Here is an 18,387-nt window from a genome sequence, read left to right as displayed (position 1 = left end):
CATAAAGCGTAATTGAAGTTTCCCCCCGTACTACCTGGAGGTGCCCGTGCCCCTCGCACGAAGCGTCCTCGCCCCCCTGGCCGCTGTTGCCCTTCTGGGCTCTCTCCCGGCATGGGCCGAGGACGGACCGGTCTGCGCCCCGGTCACCAAGATTCCGCTGGAGCGCCACCTGCGCCAGCTCTCCCTGGACCTGCTCGGACGTCCCCCCACGGTGGAGGAGTACGAGGCCGTGCGCGCCAAGGGCGCGGTGACGGTCGAGGACGTGCGCGGCCTGATGACGTCGGATGCCTTCTACGATCGGATGCGCGCCTACCACCGCGCCCTGATGTGGAGCAACGTCAGCAGCAGCGTCAACAACAACTCCAACACTCGCGTGGGCGGCACCGGCACGGGCGTGGACCCGCTGTCGCTGCGCAACAACGCGAGCGGCGCCATCCGCGGCGGCAACGGGGCGAGCTGTGACGGCTACATCCCCCAGGACGAGTGCTCCAAGAAGGAGTACGTCCAGGATCCGCACGTGGACTCGGTCGGGGAGGCGCGCTGCTACGACAAGCACGACGTGCCCCTGCCGGTGAGCTGGGACTACGACAACACCCTGTACTACCAGTGTGACCGGCAGGACCTGGCGGCGGACGGCAAGACGGTCGATCCCGCCTACAACACCTGCGAGAAGGCCGCGGCCAAGTTCGGCGCGAAGTACCTCTACTTCTGCGACATGCGCCGGGTGGGCACGATCCTCGCCCCGCACCTGTGCAAGCCGAGCCCGAGCAAGACCACCACGGCGGTGCTCACCGAGGAGCGGCTGGACGCGTCCGGCAAGGTGATCGCCTTCGCGCACCCGAACCCCCCGGCGGGCACCGCGCTCACCGAGCTCAAGCGCTGCACGCTGGCGCTCGAGTCCCGCAACGGCGTGCAGGGCTCGTACGTCCCCCAGCGCGGCTGCATGGAGCGCGAGGGCTTCGTGACCCGGCCCGCGCCCTTCTGGAATGCCGGGGCCGCCGCCGTGCAGGTGTGCGCCGTGGAGGCGCAGACGCGCTCGGAGAACCCCTGGACGAAGGAGACCTGCACCACGTCGCGCTTCACCGGCGACCGCTCGTGCGGCTGCGGTGACAACATGCGCCGCTGCGAGGCGCCCAATGGCGTCACCCACAACGCCCGCGTGGCGGCCATCAACGAGGAGCCGGAGCGCATCGCCGACGCGGTGATCCGCAACGACGAGCCGTACTTCAACATCCTCACCACGCGCCGCTCGCTCGTGAACGGCCCCCTGTCCCAGCTCTACCGCGATGGTCAGCAGGGCGTGGGCGTCTTCGCGCTCTCCGCGCCCGCCGCCGCCGAGACGATGCCGGACGTGCCCTACGCGGACAGCGGCCGGTGGGACACCTACATCCGCGGTCCCCAGCACTCGGGTGTGCTCACCACGCCCGCGTTCCTCTACCGCTTCCCCACCCAGCGCGCCCGCGTCAACCACTTCTACTCGTCCTTCCTGTGCAAGGCGTTCGTGCCCTCCAACAACAAGCCGCCCCCGGCCGAGGACGCGTGCAACCGGGAGAACAACCTGGCCCGGCGCTGCGGCTGCAAGGACTGCCACGCCACCATCGAGCCCACGGGCGCGCACTGGGGCCGCTTCGCCGAGCGGGGCGCCCTGTACCTGGAGCCCTCGCGCTTCCCGCGCTACGAGCCCAAGTGCGAGGCGTGCGCCCTGGCGGGCAACGTGTCGTGCAACGGCGAGTGCGCCCAGTACGTGATGCAGGCGTATGACGGTGACGGCGCCGAGTCGCTCGGCCGGCTCACCAGCTACCTCTACCGCACGTCGGACGAGGAGCAGAACATCGAGGGCGGTCCCCAGGTGCTCGTGCAGCGCATGCTGCAGACGGGCGCCATGGAGCGCTGCGCGGTGCAGCGCATCTGGCGCGAGTTCCTCGGCCGGCCGATGTCGTCCCAGGAGCAGGTGCTCTACCTGGACCAGTTCGCCAACGACTTCGCCCGCGACAACTACCGTCTCAAGGGTCTCATCGAGCGTCTGGTCCTGTCCGACGCCTACCGGAGGATTGACTGATGCGCCGCCTGCTCTTGCTCGTGCTCGTCGCGCTCGGCACCCCCGCGTGTGACCAGAATGCCTCGCCCGTCTCGCCCATCCAGGACGGCTCGCTGGACCCCATTGGCGACCCCCACGGGGGCGGCAACAACGGAGGCGGCTCGACGGGTGGCGTGACGCCGCTGCCGGACCTGGAGGACCAGAACGGCCGCGTGGGCCGCTCGCCCCGCCGGCTCACCGTGGCGCAGCTCGGCCGCTCCATCGAGACCGCCGTGGGCCAGCCCTGGAAGGACCTGGACACCCGGGCGGCCTCGCTCGGCCGCGCCGACTTCGCCCTCATCAACGCGGAGAGCATCGAGCCCAACCTCGTGTTCGCCAAGTTCCTGGAGGAGGGCGCGCGCCGGGTGTGCCTGGATCAGTCCGTCGCGGAGCACAAGATCAACGACCCCAAGCTGCGCGCCCTGGCCCGTACGCTGCCCGCCGGGTCCATCAGCGACATGACGACGCTGGACACCACCCAGCGGCGTGAGTTGCTCCTGTACCTGTCCACGCGCTTCTGGGGCGCGCCCCTGCAGGGCGAGGAGCTCACGCGCTGGGAGGGGTTCTTCGTCAAGGCGGCCACCAGCTCCAAGGCCCTCAAGAAGCCGGAGCAGGGCCTGGCCGTGGTGTGCATCGCTCTGATCACCGACTCGCGCTTCTTGACCTACTGACGGCTCCGGGAACTCCGATCCATGAAGAAGAATCCTGAAACGAGTGCCGGGCGCCGCTCCTTCCTCAAGGCCGGCGCGGGCTTCCTGGGCGCCACGTTGTTCGGTGGGATGCCCTTCCGCTCCTTCGCGGCGACCGCGGCCCTGAGGCCCGCGGACCGCTGCTTCGTGTTCGTCTACTTCTCGGGCGGGTGGGACCAGCTGCTCGCCTTCGACCCGAAGGACCCGGCCGAGTTCACCGCCGAGCGCGTGAGCGAGACGCGCATCCTGCCGGGCTACAGCTTCACCGACGCGCGCTTCCCCTCCCAGCCCATCCGCCCGGACGTGGCGGGCAGGGGGCGCTCCAACATCGACTTCGGTCCGGCGGTGGGCGACTTCGCCAACCACTACGACCTGATGACGGTGGTGCGGGGCATCAACATGACCACGCTCGCGCACGAGGAGGGCATGCGCTACTTCATCACCGGCAAGCGCCCCATCGGCGCGGCGGCGCGTGGCTCGTCCACGGCGACCGAGGTGGTGGGGCAGATGTCGCCCGCGGTGCCCATCCCCTCCATCGCGATGAACGTGGAGTCCTACAACGAGGGCTACCCGGGCAGCGCCAACGCCCTGCGCGTGAACAACCGCAACGACCTGCTGCTCACGCTGGGCAAGACCAAGGTCCCGCTCGACAGCGAGATGGAGAAGCACCTGCTGGACCTCAACGGCCAGCCCATCACGTGCGAGGCCGCGGCGTATGGCGCGGGGGGCGTGGGCAAGACGTACGCGACGAGCCGCGAGCAGATGCAGCAGGTGCTCTCCAGCGGCCTGGACACGGCGTTCGACTTCGGGTTCAACGACCAGGAGCACGCGGACCTGCGCAGCGCGTACAACCTGACCAGCACGGCGTCGTATGATCAGCCCGCCGGGCGCGCGGCCCTGGTGGCCACGGCGCTCAAGAAGGGCATCAGCCAGTGCGTGTCCATCAACCTGGTGGGCGGCCTGGACACCCACTTCGGCACGCAGACGTCGCACGCCATCAACCAGCGCTCGGGCTTCGACGCCCTCAACCTGCTGGTGAAGGACCTGCGCAACAGCCCCCACCCGTCGGGGGGCAACTTCATGGACCACACCACCATCATGGTCTACTCGGAGTTCTCGCGCACGCCGCTCATCAACGCCTCGTCCGGCCGTGACCACCACCTCACCAACAGCTGCCTGCTGATGGGCGCGGGGCTCAAGAACAACCAGGTGTTCGGCCGCAGCGGCAACGTGGCCATGACGCCCGCCGTGGTGGACCTGCGCACGGGCGTGTCGGACCCCAACGGCAGCAACATCCTGCCCGAGCACATCATCGCGACGGTGTTGGCCTCGGCCAAGCTGGACTACAGCATCACGCGCGTGCAGCCGCTGCAGTCGCTGCTCGCCTGAGGAGGAACGGAGTGCCGGACATGATTTCGCGGACGTCCTGGCGGGGGTGGCGGGCGCTGGTGTTGGCGGGGGTGTTGGGGCTGGGGAGCGGAGGCTGTGGGGATCCCCGCGCCTCTCTTCCCCTGGAGCACCCCACGCCCACGCCCTTCGAGCCCATGCAGGTGCGGGCCCAGGCCAACGTGGCCGCGGTGCCCGGCTTCGCGGACCAGACGGGCGGCGGCGTCTTCGTGACGGCCATGGGCCAGGCCATCCGCGTGCGGTTGGATGGCTCGCTGGCGTCCTTGGGCAACCACCCGGGCAACCCCGTGGTGCCGGGCAAGGTCCACGCGGTGTTCCGCATGGGCACGGGCTCGGCGCTGGTGGAGACGGAGACGGGGCTGTTCCTCTCCCAGGGCAGCTGGCTCATCTCCCCGCCCTGGCGCGACGCGCTGTCCCCGGGTCTCAAGGCCACGGCGGCCACCCTCGACGGCGCGGTGTGGCTCGCCCATGCCTCGGGCCTGTACCGCCTGCGCGACGGCCAGCTCGCGGCGCTCAAGGTGTCCGGCGCGGCGCTCGATGGCATCTCCGCGATGGTGGCGGCGCCCACCGACGGTGGCGGCTCGGCGTTGTGGGTGGTGCGCCAGGGCGAGCTGCGGGTCGTCCTGCAGACGGCGGTGAATGTCTGGCAGGTGCGCCCCGTGGCGCTCCCCCTGGACTCGGACGAGCGCGTGGTGGACCTGGTGGGTCTGGGCGCCTCGGAGATGGGCCCCGCGGAGCTCTGGGTGCTCACGTCCCAGCGGCTCCTGCGGCGCGCGGCCGATGGCTGGCGGGGCGTGAGCCTGATGCAGCGGCCCACCCAGGTCCTGGCCTCCGGGCGCTTTCTCTGGGTGAAGGCGGGCGACACGCTCTTGAGCCATGACGCGGACGCGGGCACGTGGGGCGTGGTGTCCGGCCTGGACACGCGCGAGTTCCACTTCCTGGCGGCCGACGAGAGTGGCTGCGCCTGGGTGCAGCTCGGCGCGGAGACCGTGGCGATCAGCCGGGGCCCGGTGCCGCGCGTGCTCGGGCTGTACGAGGGCATGACCCTGGTGGACGACAACCTGGTGGTGAGCGCGCGTCCCGCGCCGGGCGAGGCGCCCCTGAGCTTCGCCTTCGAGCTGGGCGGCGTGCGCGTGCCCTCCTCGGGGCCGACCTACTACATGGGCGGCGTGGAGGCGGACGGCACGCCCCGGCCCTATTCCTTCGTGGGCCTGACGCCGGGGCGCCAGACGCTCAGCGCGGTGGCGCTCTACGCGAACGGCACCGAGTCCCGGCGCTCGGTGTCCTTCGACTTCCAGCCCGTGTCCACGCAGCCGGTGAGCTGGGAGGCGGACATCCGCCCCATCCACCAGGCCCGCTGCGCCAAGTGCCACGAGCTCAAGGGTCCCGGCCTGGACCTGTCCACGTACGCCCTGTGGAAGACGAACAAGGAGCGCATCCTCACGCAGGTGCGCCAGCAGTTGATGCCCGCGGACGGGCCCATGGATCCGCAGCTCATCACCCTCATCCAGCGCTGGGCCGCCACCGGCGCCAATCCCTAGAGTCGCCCGTACATGAATCCTGCCCTCCGTGCGTCCCTCGTGTTCGCGCTCCTGTCCTCGGCCTGTACTCCGGAGGGGGGCGATGACCTTCCCCTGGAGGGCGGGGTGGGGTTCTGCGACAGCCTGTCCCCACTGACCCTCACCACGGATGCCTCGCGCATCCGGGTCAACCAGAGCCTGCTGCTCAAGGCCTCGGGCGGCAGTGGCTCCTACCGCTACCGCATCGAGCCGGGCGGCTCCTCGGGACAGCTCAACGGCTCGAACTTCGTGGCCGGCGCCACGCCCGCCACGGACACGCTGGTGGTGGAGGATCAGCGCTGCCCCGGTGACGCGCGCGTCCAGGTGGAGGTCATCGCCGCCTTCGGCGTGGCGCCCGCGCGCGCCACGCTCAAGCCGGGCACGTCCTTCCAGGTGGAGGTGCGAGGCCTGCTCGGCCCGCCGGTCTTCACGCTGCGCGACAGCCAGGCGGGCAGTGGCATCACGGAGTCGGGCCTGTACACGGCCGGCGCCAAGGAGGGGTTGGATCTCATCGAGGTGCGCGACGGCCTCAAGGGCGACCTGGTGGAGCTGCGCTTCGAGGTGAAGGCGGACGCGGAGCTGCGCGGCGATCCGGCCTTCCTCGCGCTGCCCTCGGGCTCCTCGGCGCCGCTGGGCGCGGTGGGCGGCAGTGACCAGGTGCGCTGGACGAAGGTCTCGGGCCCGGGCGAGGTGGTCGCGGGCCGCTTCTCCGTGGGCGCCCAGGAAGAGGGCACGGCGGTGCTGGAGGGCTGGGACCGCTTCACCCAGCAGCGCACGAACATGTCCGTGCGCGTGCTCAAGGACCTGGGTCACCCCACGCAGGCGCACGGCCAGCTCACGGACCTCTCCTCGATCGTCACCGGCGACTTCGATGGGGATGGCCTCATGGACGTGGCCGTGGGCCGTCCGGAGAGCGACCTGTCCCGGCCCCAGGGCGGCGCGGTCTTCATCTACAAGGGCAGCACCGCGGGGCTTCCCTCCCAGCCCACCTGGACGCTCACCGGGGACTCGGACGCGGCGCGCTTCGGCGACACCGTGCTCGCGGGGGACCTGGATGGCGATGGCCGTCCGGACCTGGCCGTGGCCGCTCCGGGCGCGTCCCTGACCATCACCAACTCGGGCGCGGTGTTCCTCTACCGCTTCGGCGACAAGGGACCGGAGCCGCTGGGCGCGCCCCTGTCCAACACCGGCCGGGGCGCCTTCGGCACGGGCCTGGCGCTCGCGGACGTGGACGGCGACAAGGACCTGGACGTGGTGGTGGGCTCGCCCGCGGGAGACCTCGCGCCCACGTCGACGCTGTCCGCCCGGGGCATCATCGACGTCTACCTGCTCGCGCACGGCCAGCCCGTGCCCGCCCAGGCGAATTTCCGGATGGGCGGCATCAACCTCACCCAGGAAGGGAAGTTCGAGGCCAGGCGCTCCACGGACCTGGGGCGCGCGGTCGCGGTGGGGGACCTGAACGGCGATGGCCGTCCGGACATGGCGGCCCTCAGCAAGCTGTGGCGCTACGACACGGGCAACACCGACAAGCTGCAGCAGGCGGTGGCGGTGTACTTCGGGCGCGCGGACGGCTCGCCCCTGCGCTCCTCGCCGGACCTGTTCATCACGCCCTCCGTGCTGACCGACACCAACGAGGGCAACTGGAAGCTGGCGGTGCTGCCCGCCGAGGGCAGCCGTCCCACGGTGCTGGCGGTGTTGGCGGATCGCTCGGACTCGCCGGACCTGCGCACGCGCGGCGGACTGCAGGCCCTGAGCGACGCGGGCGTGGTGCTGCTCTTCGACCTGAGCACCCATACGTTCAAGGGCGACCCCTCCGACGCGCCGCCGCAGATCAAGCGCGACGCGGCGTGGGCCCAGCTCTACGGGGACACCGCCGGAGGCGTGGGCGGCCGGGGCTGGACGGTGATGGACGTGGACGGCACCCCCGGCGCCGAGCTGCTCATGGGCATTCCCTACTTCTCGCCCACCACGCCGCTGCGCATGGCGGGCAAGGTCATCGTCCATCCGCTGGCGACCCTGAAGAAGGGCGACGCCCTCAACAAGCCGTTGATGGTGCTGCAGGGCCTCGAGCGCTCGGACACCTACGGGGTGGGGCTCGCGGCGTGGCCGCTCAAGGACGGCGCGGGCACGGAGCTGCCGGGGCTGGTGGTGCTCGCCGCGCGCGCCTCGGCCATGGACCAGGGGCTGGCCTTCACGGGACGCCTGGATGCCTTCACCAAGGCGGGGGAGACGCTCGACAAGTGGAACCGCACGAGCACCATGCTGCCCGCCCGGCCGAGCGTGGAGCGCTACGGCGAGGTGGTGGCGGTGGCCCAGGGCACGAAGAGCGCGGTGGCGCTGGTGGGCTCGCCCGGCTGGGCCGGCTCCGGCGTCAACGGCGATGGCAACGACCTGAACGTGGGCCGCGCCTGGGCGGTGGCGCTCAACGACGCCGTGGGGGCGCTGGTGGACGAGGGCGCGTCCTCGCCCCTGTGGCGGGGCCGCAACGTGGGCACCGACGTGGACTTCTCCGACTTCAACGGGGACGGACGTCCGGACACCGTGGTGGGCGCGCCGGGCTTCACCGGGCCGGGCACCAACGCGCGCAACACGGAGATCACCCCCTACTACGCCAAGGAGGACGCCTCGTGCCTGCTCGCGGGCAACCAGGGCTCGGGCGGTGTGCTCGTGGCGCTCGGCCAGGCGGATGGCTCCTTCAAGCCGGCCTACCGGCTGTGGGGCCAGGGCGACATCTCGGGCTGCACCCCCGCGGGCGCCACCTGTCAGCGCCGCAGCATCGGGCGCGCGGTGGTGGGCGGCTTCGACTTCAACGGCGACGGCAAGGAGGACATCGGCGCGCTGCGCAACAACGGCTTCGAGCTCTTCCTCGGCCGCGCCCCGGATGACACCTCGCTGGCGAAGCTGACCATGGTGTGCGCGCCCGCCTATACCTCGCCCTACTTCGCGCAGCAGACCTCGGCGCCCGTGGCCTTCGGCGACCTGGATGGTGACGGCTGCGACGAGGTGGGCTGGCGCTACGCCGACGGCGCCAGCTCGGGCATCGTCATCCTCTTCGGCGCGGACGCCACCCGGTGCAAGCGCCGGGCGCCGGTCCAGCTGTGGCTCGCCGACAAGGAGGCCCAGGGCAACTTCCTCGGCCTGGGCCTGTCCACGACGCGCGCGGGCCGCCTGCAGGGCTCGGCCCGTCCGGACTTCATCGCCACCACGGCGACGAACTTCTCCTACCAGGGCCAGACGCAGCAGGTGGTGCTGCTGTTCAGCACGGCGCGGTTGAAGACGGAGCTGACGGCCATGGAGGCGGCCTCCGAGACGAAGCGGGTGCTCAAGGCCAGCGACTTCATCGAGGACGTGCTGGTGTCGCAGTCGCGCGCGGTGGGCTTTGGCGCGGTGATCCGCGGCGGCGCGGACCTGACGGGGGACGGGGTGGATGACCTGGTGGTGAGCGCGCCGAACGCCTCCATCGCCTCGGATGGCGGGGGCGCGGTGTTCGTCTTCGCGGGAGGGCCTCGGACCACGGGCGCGCTCTCGCCCTGGCTCACGCTCACCGGCGACGTGACCGAGCGCGCCAACTTCGGCCAGTCCGTGAACTTCGTCGCGGCCAAGAAGGACGCGAAGGGCGCCATCCTCCAGCCGCCCGCGCTCGTCGTCGGCGCGCCGCTGAGCTACCGCACCGGCACGCGCAATGGCGCGGCCTTCCTGGTCCCCCTCGGCTTCTGAGCCGGCGCCCGCCCGCCCGTCCGCTGTCCGGGCGGACGGGCTCCCATCGTCCAGACGGGGGATTGGCCTCCCGTGCAGGGGGGCAACACATTGCCCGGGGACGACGGGAGGGGGAGGGGCGATGGCGATGAAGCCCGAAGTGGAAAAGCTCAGGAGTCTGGCGCAGTTGGACGTGGATGCGGTGGGGGCCTACGACGCGGCCATCGCCCGGGTGCGCGAGCCGCTGGTGCGCGAGCGGCTCAACGAGTTCCGGGCGGACCACGTGCGGCACGTGCGCGATCTCAACACCTTCATCGTCGAGCTGGGCGGCGAGCCCCTGGAGCTGCGTCCGGACCTCAAGGGCGCGGCGATGAAGGGCCTCACGGCGATGACGAGCCTCATGGGCACGGAGGCGGCGCTCATGGCCATGCTCGGCAACGAGGAGATCACCAACCGGGTGTACGAGATGGCGCTGCACTTCGAATGGAGCGCTCCAGTGCGGCAGCTCGTCCAGTTGCACCGGCGGGACGAGGAGCGCCACATCACGTGGATCCGCGACGCCGTGCGCGTGCGCCCCTGGGCGGGAGACGAGCTCGGGGCGCCCGTCTGAGCACGTGTTCTCCTGGGAGTCGGCGGGGCGAGCGTCTACAGTCAGGGGCCCCGTGCTTTCTGGGAGAACCCCGTCATGAGCGACACCCTGCCCGCGCTGCGCGCCACGCTGACCGAACTGGTGGCGGTGGACACGACCTCCACGCGCACCAACGCGCCGCTGGTGGCGCTCGCGCGGGGGAAGCTGGAGGCGGCGGGCTTCCAGACGGAAGAGGTGCGCTACCGGGATGAGGCCGGGGTGGAGAAGGTCAACCTCGTCGCGGTAAAGGGCGGCGCGCCGGGGGAGCGGGCCGCCCTGGCGCTCGTGGGCCACACGGACTGCGTGCCCTATGACGCGGCGTGGACGGACGCGCTGCGGCTCACCGAGCGCGACGGCCGCCTCTACGGCCGCGGCGCCTGTGACACCAAGGGCTTCATCGCCTGCGCGCTGCACGCGGTGGCGAACCTGTCCCATCCGCTCCACGCGCCGTTGATGGTGCTGCTCACGGCGGACGAGGAGGTGGGGTGCGAGGGCGCCAAGCAACTCGTGGCCCTGGGCAAGGGCCGCGCCCGACACGCCATCGTGGGGGAGCCCACCCGGCTCGTCCCGGTGCGCGCGCACAAGGGCTACTGCCTGGCGGAGGTGGAGGTGCTCGGCCGCGAGGGCCACAGCGCCTATCCGGACGAGGGCGCCTCGGCCATCCTGCGCGCGGGGCGCTTCCTGCACCGGCTGGAGGTGCTCGCGCGCACGGTGCTGCGCGAGGACCAGGACGCGGACTTCGAGCCGCCCTTCACCACGGTGAACGTGGGCCGCATCAGCGGCGGCAAGGCGGCCAACGTCATCGCCGGCGCCTGCCGGTTCATCGTGGAGTGGCGGCCCCTGCCGCATCAGCCCCAGGAGCGGGTGCTGGAGCTGCTCGAGTCCATCCGCCAGGAGCTGGTGCGCGACGAGCCCGCCTACGAGGCCCGCATCCGGTTGCTGCGCGCGGAGTCCGCCGTGGACACGCGCGCGGACGCGGAGGTGGTGCGGCTGATGGCGGAGCTGTCCGGCCACGCGCCCATCACGGTCTCCTTCGGCACCGAGGCCCCCCAGCTCACCGAGCTGGGCGCCCAGGCGGTGGTGTTCGGTCCCGGCGACATCCGCGTGGCCCACCAGACGGGCGAGTTCGTCCCCGTCGAGGACCTGGTTCGCTGCGAGTCCTATCTCACCCGGGCCATCGCCCACTTCTGCGGCGGGACGGGAGCCCGCTCCCAGCCATGACTCGTTTCACTTCGAGCAGACCCGATGGGGTGTTCCAGACCCCTGACGTGATGGGTCACACCAACATTGTCGGCGGCCCGGGCCCGGGTGGTAGCCTCGGGCTCACGGAGAGCGCGCCGCGCCGGCGACAGTCCATGCCATTCGTTCCCTTCGAGACCGGCATCGAGATCAGTGGTCAGTCGGTCCGCGCCATCGTGGATGGGTTCCATACCTTCGCCGTGCTGGGCAGCTCCTATCTGTTGGAGTGGGGCCTCGGAAAGCCCACGGCACTCGGCCGGGCCGAGGTGGATCCGACCGCCTGGTACAAGCAGGAGGACTGGCTGCGGTGCCTGCGGGAGATCGGCACGCAGCTGGGCGAGCGGCGGGTGATGGAGGTGGGCCTCACCGTGCCGCGCAACGCGATGTTCCCCGAGGGCATCCGCGACATCCGCGAGGCCATCCGCTCCATCGACGTGTCGTACCACCTGAACCACCGCAAGAACGGCGTGCCCATGTTCGAGCCGTCCACCGGCCGCATGCAGGAGGGCATCGGGCACTACGGCTGCGAGTGGGTGCCACACCAGCGCAAGATCATCTCCCAATGCGAGACGCCCTACTCGTGCGCCTTTGATCGGGGCCTGCTCACGGCCATGGCGCAGCTGTGCGAGGCCAATGCGCGCGTGGCGCACGATCACTCCGATGCGTGCCGCAAACGGGGCTCGCGCTATTGCTCGTACGTCATCACCTGGTAGTCGCGTCACCGCGGAAGTCGCAGGAGGGGGGCCGCAACACGCATCCTGACGAGAGGTTTCCCGCGGGGGTGGACGACGCGAGCGGGGAACGTCGTCGGGGGAGCAGATCCCGGGCCCCCACGTTTCTTCCGAAGACATGGCTGATAGCCTGCCCCTTGGAGCGGACCATGGTTGCCTTCTCGAACTCGAACAGCACGACCGGCCGTGTTCTTCTCGTGGACGACAGTCCCATCGCCCTGGAGGCCATCGGCTCGCGCCTGATGGACAGCGGCCTGGACGTGGCGATGACGTCCTCGCCCCGCGAGGCGCTGGGGCTCGCCACGGAGGGGCCCCACCTCTTCGACCTGCTCATCCTCGACGTGATCATGCCGGAGATGAACGGGCACGAGCTGACGCGGCACCTGCGCGGCCACTCGCGCACGGTCAACACGCCCATCCTGCTGCTCACCTCGCTGGACTCCACGGATGATCGCGTCACCGGCCTGGTGGCCGGGGCCGACGACTTCTTCACCAAGACGGCGCCCGACGCCGAGATGCTCGCGCGCGTGCGCTCGTTCATCTCGCTGGGCAAGATGCGCGCCCACCTGCAGGCCCAGAACGAGGCCATGGCGCGCGTCATGCGCGAGCCCGAGTCGCCCACGCCGCCCCAGGCCCGGGTGGAGATCATCCACCACATGCCCGTGATGGGCGAGCGGCTCGCCCGGGCGCTGCGCGGCTCGCCCCTGGGCGGCGAGTTCCAGCTCACCCAGCGCGCGTCCTCGCAGCGCATGACCACCTCCGACGCGGACCTGCTCATCGTCAGCTACCCGGTGGCGCTCGAGGGGACCCACCCCTTGCTCAAGCGCTTCGGCTTCGACGAGGAGTCCCCCGCCATCCTCGTGGTGGACGAGAGCGAGTCCACCATGCGGCGCGTGGCCTCGTTCGACGCGGGCGCCGACGACTACCTCACCCTGGCCACGCCCATGGCGGAGCTCGCCGCGCGCATGGGCAGCGCCCTGCGCCGCCAGCGCCGCCAGCGTCAGCTGCGCACCTCGCGCGACCGCGCCATGCTGGTGGCGGTGACGGATCCGCTCACCGGCCTCTACAACCGCGCCTACTTCCACGAGGCGCTCGGCGTCGAGTTCCGGCGCGCCCAGCGCTACAAGCACCCGATGTCGCTCGTCATCCTGGACCTGGACCACTTCAAACAGGTCAACGACACGCTCGGCCACACCGCGGGCGACCAGGCCCTGCGCGAGGTGTCCCTGCGGCTGCGCCAGACGGCGCGCTCCACGGACGTGGTGGCCCGGCACGGCGGCGAGGAGTTCGCGATGATCCTCCCCGAGACGGACCTGGAGCAGGGGCTCATCGCCGCCGAGCGCTTCCGCGCCGCGGTGCAGGGCACGGTGGTCAAGGGCGCCCGGGGCGGCAGTCGCGACATCACCATCAGCGCCGGCGTGGGCTGCTACCCCGCGCACGCCTCGTCCGTGACGGAGCTCATCGAGCTGACGGACGCGGCGCTCTACAGCGCCAAGCGCCAGGGCCGCAACCGCGTCTGCGCCGTGTCGCACCTGCCCGAGCCGGAGACCCCGGTCGACGTCGCGCCCCCGACCTCGCCCACCAGCGTCATGGAGCGCCTGCGCCGCCTGGTGTCCGACGACGCGGACAGCCCCCTGTCCTCCACGCGCATCGCCGCGCGCATGCTGCACGAGGCCTCCGCCCCGGGAGACTCCCTGCACGTGCTCACCTCGCAGCTGCACACCTCCTCCGAGGACGTGCGGCGCGAGCTGCTCGCGCTCATGGACGAGCTGTCGCGCAACGTGCTCGACAGCACCCGGCGCGGCGCGCGATGACGGGTTTTCGCGTGCGGAGCCCCCTCCGTCGCGAATATCATTTGAGCTGAAACCATTTTCCGGTTTCCGCGGAGGAGAATCCGACATGCGGTCGAGGCTGTTGACCTCTCTTTGTGTGCTCGCGCTGGGCGCGGGGTGTGTGACGCAGGGCACGTACGACACGGCGATGCGGGACGCCGAGACGCAGCTCCAGGCGGAGAAGGCGGCGCGCGAGGCGGCGGGCCAGAAGGCCACCGAGCTGGAGACCCAGGTGCGCGCGCTGGAGGAGAAGCAGGCGGAGCTGGAGCGCGAGAAGGCGGCCCTGGACAAGCGCCTGCTCACCGCGGAGAGCGGCCTGACGGCGGGGGCGGCCGAGCGCCGCGCCCTGGAGCAGAAGAACGCGGAGCTCACGGCGCTCAACGACGAGCTGGCGCGCTCCAAGAAGAAGCTCACCGAGGCCAAGGAGGCCCTGGAGCAGAAGAGCTCCGAGTACGCCAACCTCGCCAAGAGCCTGGAGAAGGAGATCTCCGAGGGCAAGGTGGAGCTGTCCGAGCTGCGCGGCCGGATGACGGTGAACCTCAAGGACAAGATCCTCTTCGCCTCGGGCTCGGCGCGCGTGGGCAAGGAGGGGGAGGCGGCGCTCCTGAAGGTCGCCGAGGCGCTCAAGGGCGTGGATGGGAAGATCATCCGGGTGGAGGGCCACACGGACGACGTGCCCACGGATCCCAAGGGCCCGTTCCCCTCCAACTGGGAGCTGAGCCTGGCGCGCGCCATGGCGGTGGTGCGGGCGCTGCAGGACGCGGGCGTGGACCCCACCCGGCTGTCCGCCGCGGGCTATGGGCCCTACCAGCCCATCGCCGCCAACGACTCGCCGGAGCACCGCAGCCTCAACCGGCGCATCGAGATCGTCCTGGCGCCCAACACCGGCGGGCCCTCCGCCGCCCGGTAGCGCGGCGGCGGCGGCTCAGGCCTGGGGCTGCGCGCAGGTGAACAGGTCGCGCATCACCTTCTTGGCCTCGGCGATGAGGCCCTGCTCCCGCACCTCGGGGGCGGGCTTCACCAGGAGCTTGAGGTCCGGGGTGAGCCGGTAGTAGCCCTTGGAGCGCTGCACCAGGGCGAGCAGCTTCGCCCCGTCGAGCAGCGCGTCCGAGCCCAGCATCACCGACAGCCGCCCCGGGCCGCCCTCCAGTCCGCGCAGGCGCAGCTCGCGCATGTCGATCTTCACCAGCGCCTGCTCGCACAGGTTGTCCACCTCGTCCGGGGCCTCGCCGAAGCGGTCCACCAGCTCCGAGCGCAGCTCCTGCACCTCGTCCGGAGCGCTCGCCTGGCTGAAGCGCTTGTAGAAGACGAGCCGCTGGTGCACGTCCGCCACGTAGTCGTCCGGGATGAGCGCCGCCACGGGCAGGTTCACCTCGGGCTCGATGCGCACCTTGGGCGGCTCGCCCTGGACCTCGGCCACGGCCTCCTCGAGCAGCTGGGCGTACATGTCGAAGCCGATGGCGGAGATGGAGCCGGACTGCTCGCCGCCCAGGAGGTTGCCCGCGCCGCGGATCTCCAGGTCGTGGCTGGCGATGGAGAAGCCCGCGCCCAGCTCGGTGAAGCGCTGGAGCACCTCCAGGCGCCGCTGGGCGTCCTTGGTGACGGTGCGGCGCGAGGGCACGAGCAGGTACGCATAGGCGCGCTCGCGCGAGCGGCCCACGCGGCCGCGCAGCTGGTAGAGCTGGGCGAGGCCGAAGGTGTCCGCCCGGTCGACGATCATCGTGTTGGCGCTGGAGATGTCGATGCCGCTCTCGATGATGCTCGTGCACAGGAGCATCTGGAACTTCTTCTCGGTGAACTCGAGCATCACCTTCTCCAGCTGCCCCTCGCCCATCTGCCCGTGGGCCACGCCGATGGAGACGTTCGGCACGAGCTCGCGCAGCCGCGTCTCCATGGCGGGGATGGACTCCACGCGGTTGTGCACGAAGAAGACCTGGCCGCCGCGGGCCACCTCGCGCTCGATGGCCTCCTTGATGGCGGGCGGATCGAACTTCATCACGAAGGTGCGGATGGCGCGCCGGTCCTGGGGCGGGGTGGCGATGATGCTCATCTCGCGCACGCCGGACATGGCCATGTGCAGCGTGCGGGGAATGGGCGTGGCGGACAGGGTGAGCACGTCCACCTGCGAGCGCAGCTTCTTGATCTGCTCCTTGTGCTTCACGCCGAAGCGCTGCTCCTCGTCCACCACGAGCAGGCCCAGGTCCTTGAAGGCCACGTCGCCGCCGAGCAGCTTGTGGGTGCCGATGAGCACGTCCACCTTGCCCTCCTTGGCGCGCTTGAGCAGCTCGCGCGCCTCCTGGGGCTTCTTGAGCCCGGAGAGCACCTCCACCGTGACGGGGTAGTCCTTGAAGCGCCGCTTGAAGGACAGGTAGTGCTGCTGGGCGAGCACCGTGGTGGGCACCAGCACCGCCACCTGCTTCCTGTCCAGCGTGGCCTTGAAGGCGGCGCGCATGGCCACCTCCGTCTTGCCGTAGCCCACGTCGCCGCAGACGAGCCGGTCCATGGGCTGGGTCTTCTGCATGTCCGCGAGCACGTCCTCGATCGCCTTGGCCTGGTCGGGCGTCTCCTCGAACTCGAAGTCCGCCTCGAACTGGGCGTAGTACCGGTCCGGCGCGCTGAAGGCGTGGCCCGGGTGGGCGCGGCGCGCCGCGGCGATGTTGAGCAGCTCCGCGGCCATCTTGAGCAGCTGCTCCTTGACCTTCTTCTTCGTCTTCTCCCAGGACGTGGTGCCCAGCTTGTCCAGCGTCACCTGGGTGGGATCGCCGCCGGTGAACTTCTGGATGAGCCGCATGCGGCCCACCGGCAGGTACACCTTGTCCTTGCCCGCGTACTCGAGCACCAGGAAGTCACCGGGCACGCCGTTGACCTGCATCTTCGTCAGGCCCGAGTAGCGGCCGATGCCGAAGTCGGTGTGGACGATGAGGTCGCCTTCCTTGAGATCCTTGAAGCCCGCGGCGAAGGCATCCAGGCTCTTGGAGCGTCGGGCGCGGCGGCGCGAGCGGGCGCCGAAGATCTCCTCGTCCGACAGCAGCGCGAGCCCGTGCGGGTCCACGAAGCCGTGGCTGATCTCCCCCGTGAACAGGTGCACGGTCACGCTCGGCTCGTACAGGCGCGAGACGTCCGCGAGGGGCCCGGGCTGCACGCGCGCCATCACGTCCCGGTCGAGCAGCAGGCGCTTGAGCCGGTCCGCCTGGCCCGCGGTGCCGCACGCCACGGCGCAGGGCACGCGGTGGTCGCGCCAGGCGCGCAGCCGCTCGATGAGTGGCGTGAGCGCGCCCTCCTCGCCGTGGTGGGCGAGGATGGCCTCGCGCACGTCCTGGGTGGTGGCGTAGGGAAAGAGCACCGGCGGCTCGCCCTGGGACAGCGACAGGCCGCCGCCCTCCATGAGCCGGAACGCGCCCAGCCGCTGCTGCGCCCGCTCCAGGGTGAGGAAGTGGTCCTCGGCGGGGAAGGTGAGGTCCTGCCGCTCGGTGGCCGCCTGGGCCCCGCGGGAGATCTCCGCCCACAGGTCCTCGGCGGCGCGCTCGATGCCCAGCGGATCGTCCAGGTAGAACAGGGGCGACTCGTGCCAGGGCGCCAGGTAGTCGAACAGCGTGCCCAGGCCCTCGGGGAAGAAGCCCGGCAAGAGCCCCTCCAGCCCGAAGCCGGACAGCCCCTCCTGGAGCGCGTCCAGGTACTCGCGCAGCTTGGAGGTGGGCAGGTTGATGCGGTCGGCCAGGGCGCGCGCGGCCGTCTCGGCGTGCCCGCGCGTCACCTCGGAGAAGATGACCTCGCGCGCGGGCAGGAGGATGATCTCCTGCAGCGAGTCCACGGTGCGCTGGCTCTCCGGATCGAAGACGCGGATGGACTCGACCGTGTCCCCGAAGAACTCGATGCGCACGGGCTTCTCGTACAGCGGGCTGAAGACGTCGATGAGCCCGCCCCGCACGGAGAACGTCCCCAGGTCCTCCACGAGCGGACTGCTCGTGTAGCCCATGTGGGTGAGCCGGCGGGCGACCTCGTCGCGATCGAAGTCCTGTCCCACGGTGAGCCGCTCGGACAGGGACTTCATCACCGCGGGGGGCAGCACCTTGCGCAGCAGGCCCCGCACGGACACCACCACCGCCGGACAGCGCGTGCCCTGGGTCAGGTGGAAGAGCGCGCCGAGCCGGTCCGCGACGACCTCGCCATCCGGCGACAGTTCGTCATAGGGCAGCACCTCGTCCGCGGGCACACGCAGCACCCGGGGCTCGCGCGGCGTGCCCTTGCCGCCCAGGAAGAAGGCCAGGTCATGGGCGAGCGCGTCCGCGGCCTCCTCGTCCGGCGCCACACAGACGAGCGGGGCCTTCAGGGTGCGCTGCAACTGGGCGAGCGCATAGCCACGCGCGGCGCCTTGGAGTCCCTGGGTGCGCACGCGGTGCCCGACGCGCAAGGCCTCGAGGACGCGGGCGACGGGGTCACCGGCCACCGGGGGTGAGCGCTGCGCCCCCACATCGAGCTTCTGAGAGAAAGGAGTGTCCATCCGGAGGCGCGTGAAGGCGCCTCCGGGT

The 18,387-nt window shown here is 71.0% G+C and carries 11 protein-coding genes; 10 read left to right on the top strand and 1 reads right to left on the bottom strand.

Going from position 1 to position 18,387, the window contains the following annotated elements; translation table 11 throughout:
- The first annotated feature begins 46 nt into the window (after positions 1 to 46).
- The 10 genes from I3V78_RS36580 (at position 47) to I3V78_RS36535 (ending at position 14,768) form a co-directional block, all read left to right on the top strand.
- A complete protein-coding gene (locus I3V78_RS36580) occupies positions 47 to 2,059 on the top strand; it encodes a DUF1585 domain-containing protein (protein WP_204495321.1) in 2,013 nt (670 codons plus the stop codon).
- Positions 2,059 to 2,748 carry a hypothetical protein gene (locus I3V78_RS36575; RefSeq protein WP_204495319.1) on the top strand — a complete coding sequence of 230 codons (690 nt, stop codon included), beginning with the start codon at positions 2,059 to 2,061 and terminating at the stop codon, positions 2,746 to 2,748. The genes I3V78_RS36580 and I3V78_RS36575 overlap by 1 nt, the downstream gene beginning before the upstream one ends.
- A 21-nt stretch (positions 2,749 to 2,769) precedes the next feature.
- Entirely contained in the window at positions 2,770 to 4,155 is a 1,386-nt protein-coding gene (locus I3V78_RS36570; protein ID WP_204495317.1) for a DUF1501 domain-containing protein, read from the top strand.
- 20 nt (positions 4,156 to 4,175) lie between these two features.
- Complete coding sequence (locus tag I3V78_RS36565; RefSeq protein WP_204495316.1) at positions 4,176 to 5,714, top strand: hypothetical protein; 1,539 nt, start codon at positions 4,176 to 4,178, stop codon at positions 5,712 to 5,714.
- Between the two features lie 12 nt (positions 5,715 to 5,726).
- On the top strand, positions 5,727 to 9,449 hold the full coding sequence (locus I3V78_RS36560; RefSeq protein WP_204495314.1) for an FG-GAP-like repeat-containing protein: 3,723 nt from the start codon (positions 5,727 to 5,729) through the stop codon (positions 9,447 to 9,449).
- A 121-nt stretch (positions 9,450 to 9,570) separates the two neighbouring features.
- A complete protein-coding gene (locus tag I3V78_RS36555; RefSeq protein ID WP_204495312.1) occupies positions 9,571 to 10,038 on the top strand; it encodes a ferritin-like domain-containing protein in 468 nt (155 codons plus the stop codon).
- A 75-nt stretch (positions 10,039 to 10,113) separates the two neighbouring features.
- The gene (argE, locus tag I3V78_RS36550; protein WP_204495311.1) at positions 10,114 to 11,277 is read left to right on the top strand and encodes an acetylornithine deacetylase; all 1,164 of its coding nucleotides are present in this window, start codon (positions 10,114 to 10,116) and stop codon (positions 11,275 to 11,277) included.
- Between the two features lie 134 nt (positions 11,278 to 11,411).
- Positions 11,412 to 12,008, top strand: coding sequence for a hypothetical protein (locus I3V78_RS36545; RefSeq protein ID WP_204495309.1), 597 nt, complete (start codon positions 11,412 to 11,414; stop codon positions 12,006 to 12,008).
- A gap of 167 nt (positions 12,009 to 12,175) precedes the next feature.
- Positions 12,176 to 13,840 carry a diguanylate cyclase gene (locus I3V78_RS36540; RefSeq protein WP_204495307.1) on the top strand — a complete coding sequence of 555 codons (1,665 nt, stop codon included), beginning with the start codon at positions 12,176 to 12,178 and terminating at the stop codon, positions 13,838 to 13,840.
- 85 nt (positions 13,841 to 13,925) lie between these two features.
- Positions 13,926 to 14,768 carry an OmpA/MotB family protein gene (locus tag I3V78_RS36535; protein WP_204495305.1) on the top strand — a complete coding sequence of 281 codons (843 nt, stop codon included), beginning with the start codon at positions 13,926 to 13,928 and terminating at the stop codon, positions 14,766 to 14,768.
- Between the two features lie 15 nt (positions 14,769 to 14,783).
- Here the strand turns inward: I3V78_RS36535 and mfd are convergent, their stop codons facing one another.
- Complete coding sequence (gene mfd, locus I3V78_RS36530) at positions 14,784 to 18,359, bottom strand: transcription-repair coupling factor (RefSeq protein WP_204495303.1); 3,576 nt, start codon at positions 18,357 to 18,359, stop codon at positions 14,784 to 14,786.
- Positions 18,360 to 18,387: the final 28 nt, after the last annotated feature.

Source organism: Archangium primigenium (assembly GCF_016904885.1).
Taxonomy (GTDB): Bacteria; Myxococcota; Myxococcia; order Myxococcales; family Myxococcaceae; genus Cystobacter; species Cystobacter primigenius.
This window is presented reverse-complemented; position numbering and strand designations above follow the sequence as displayed.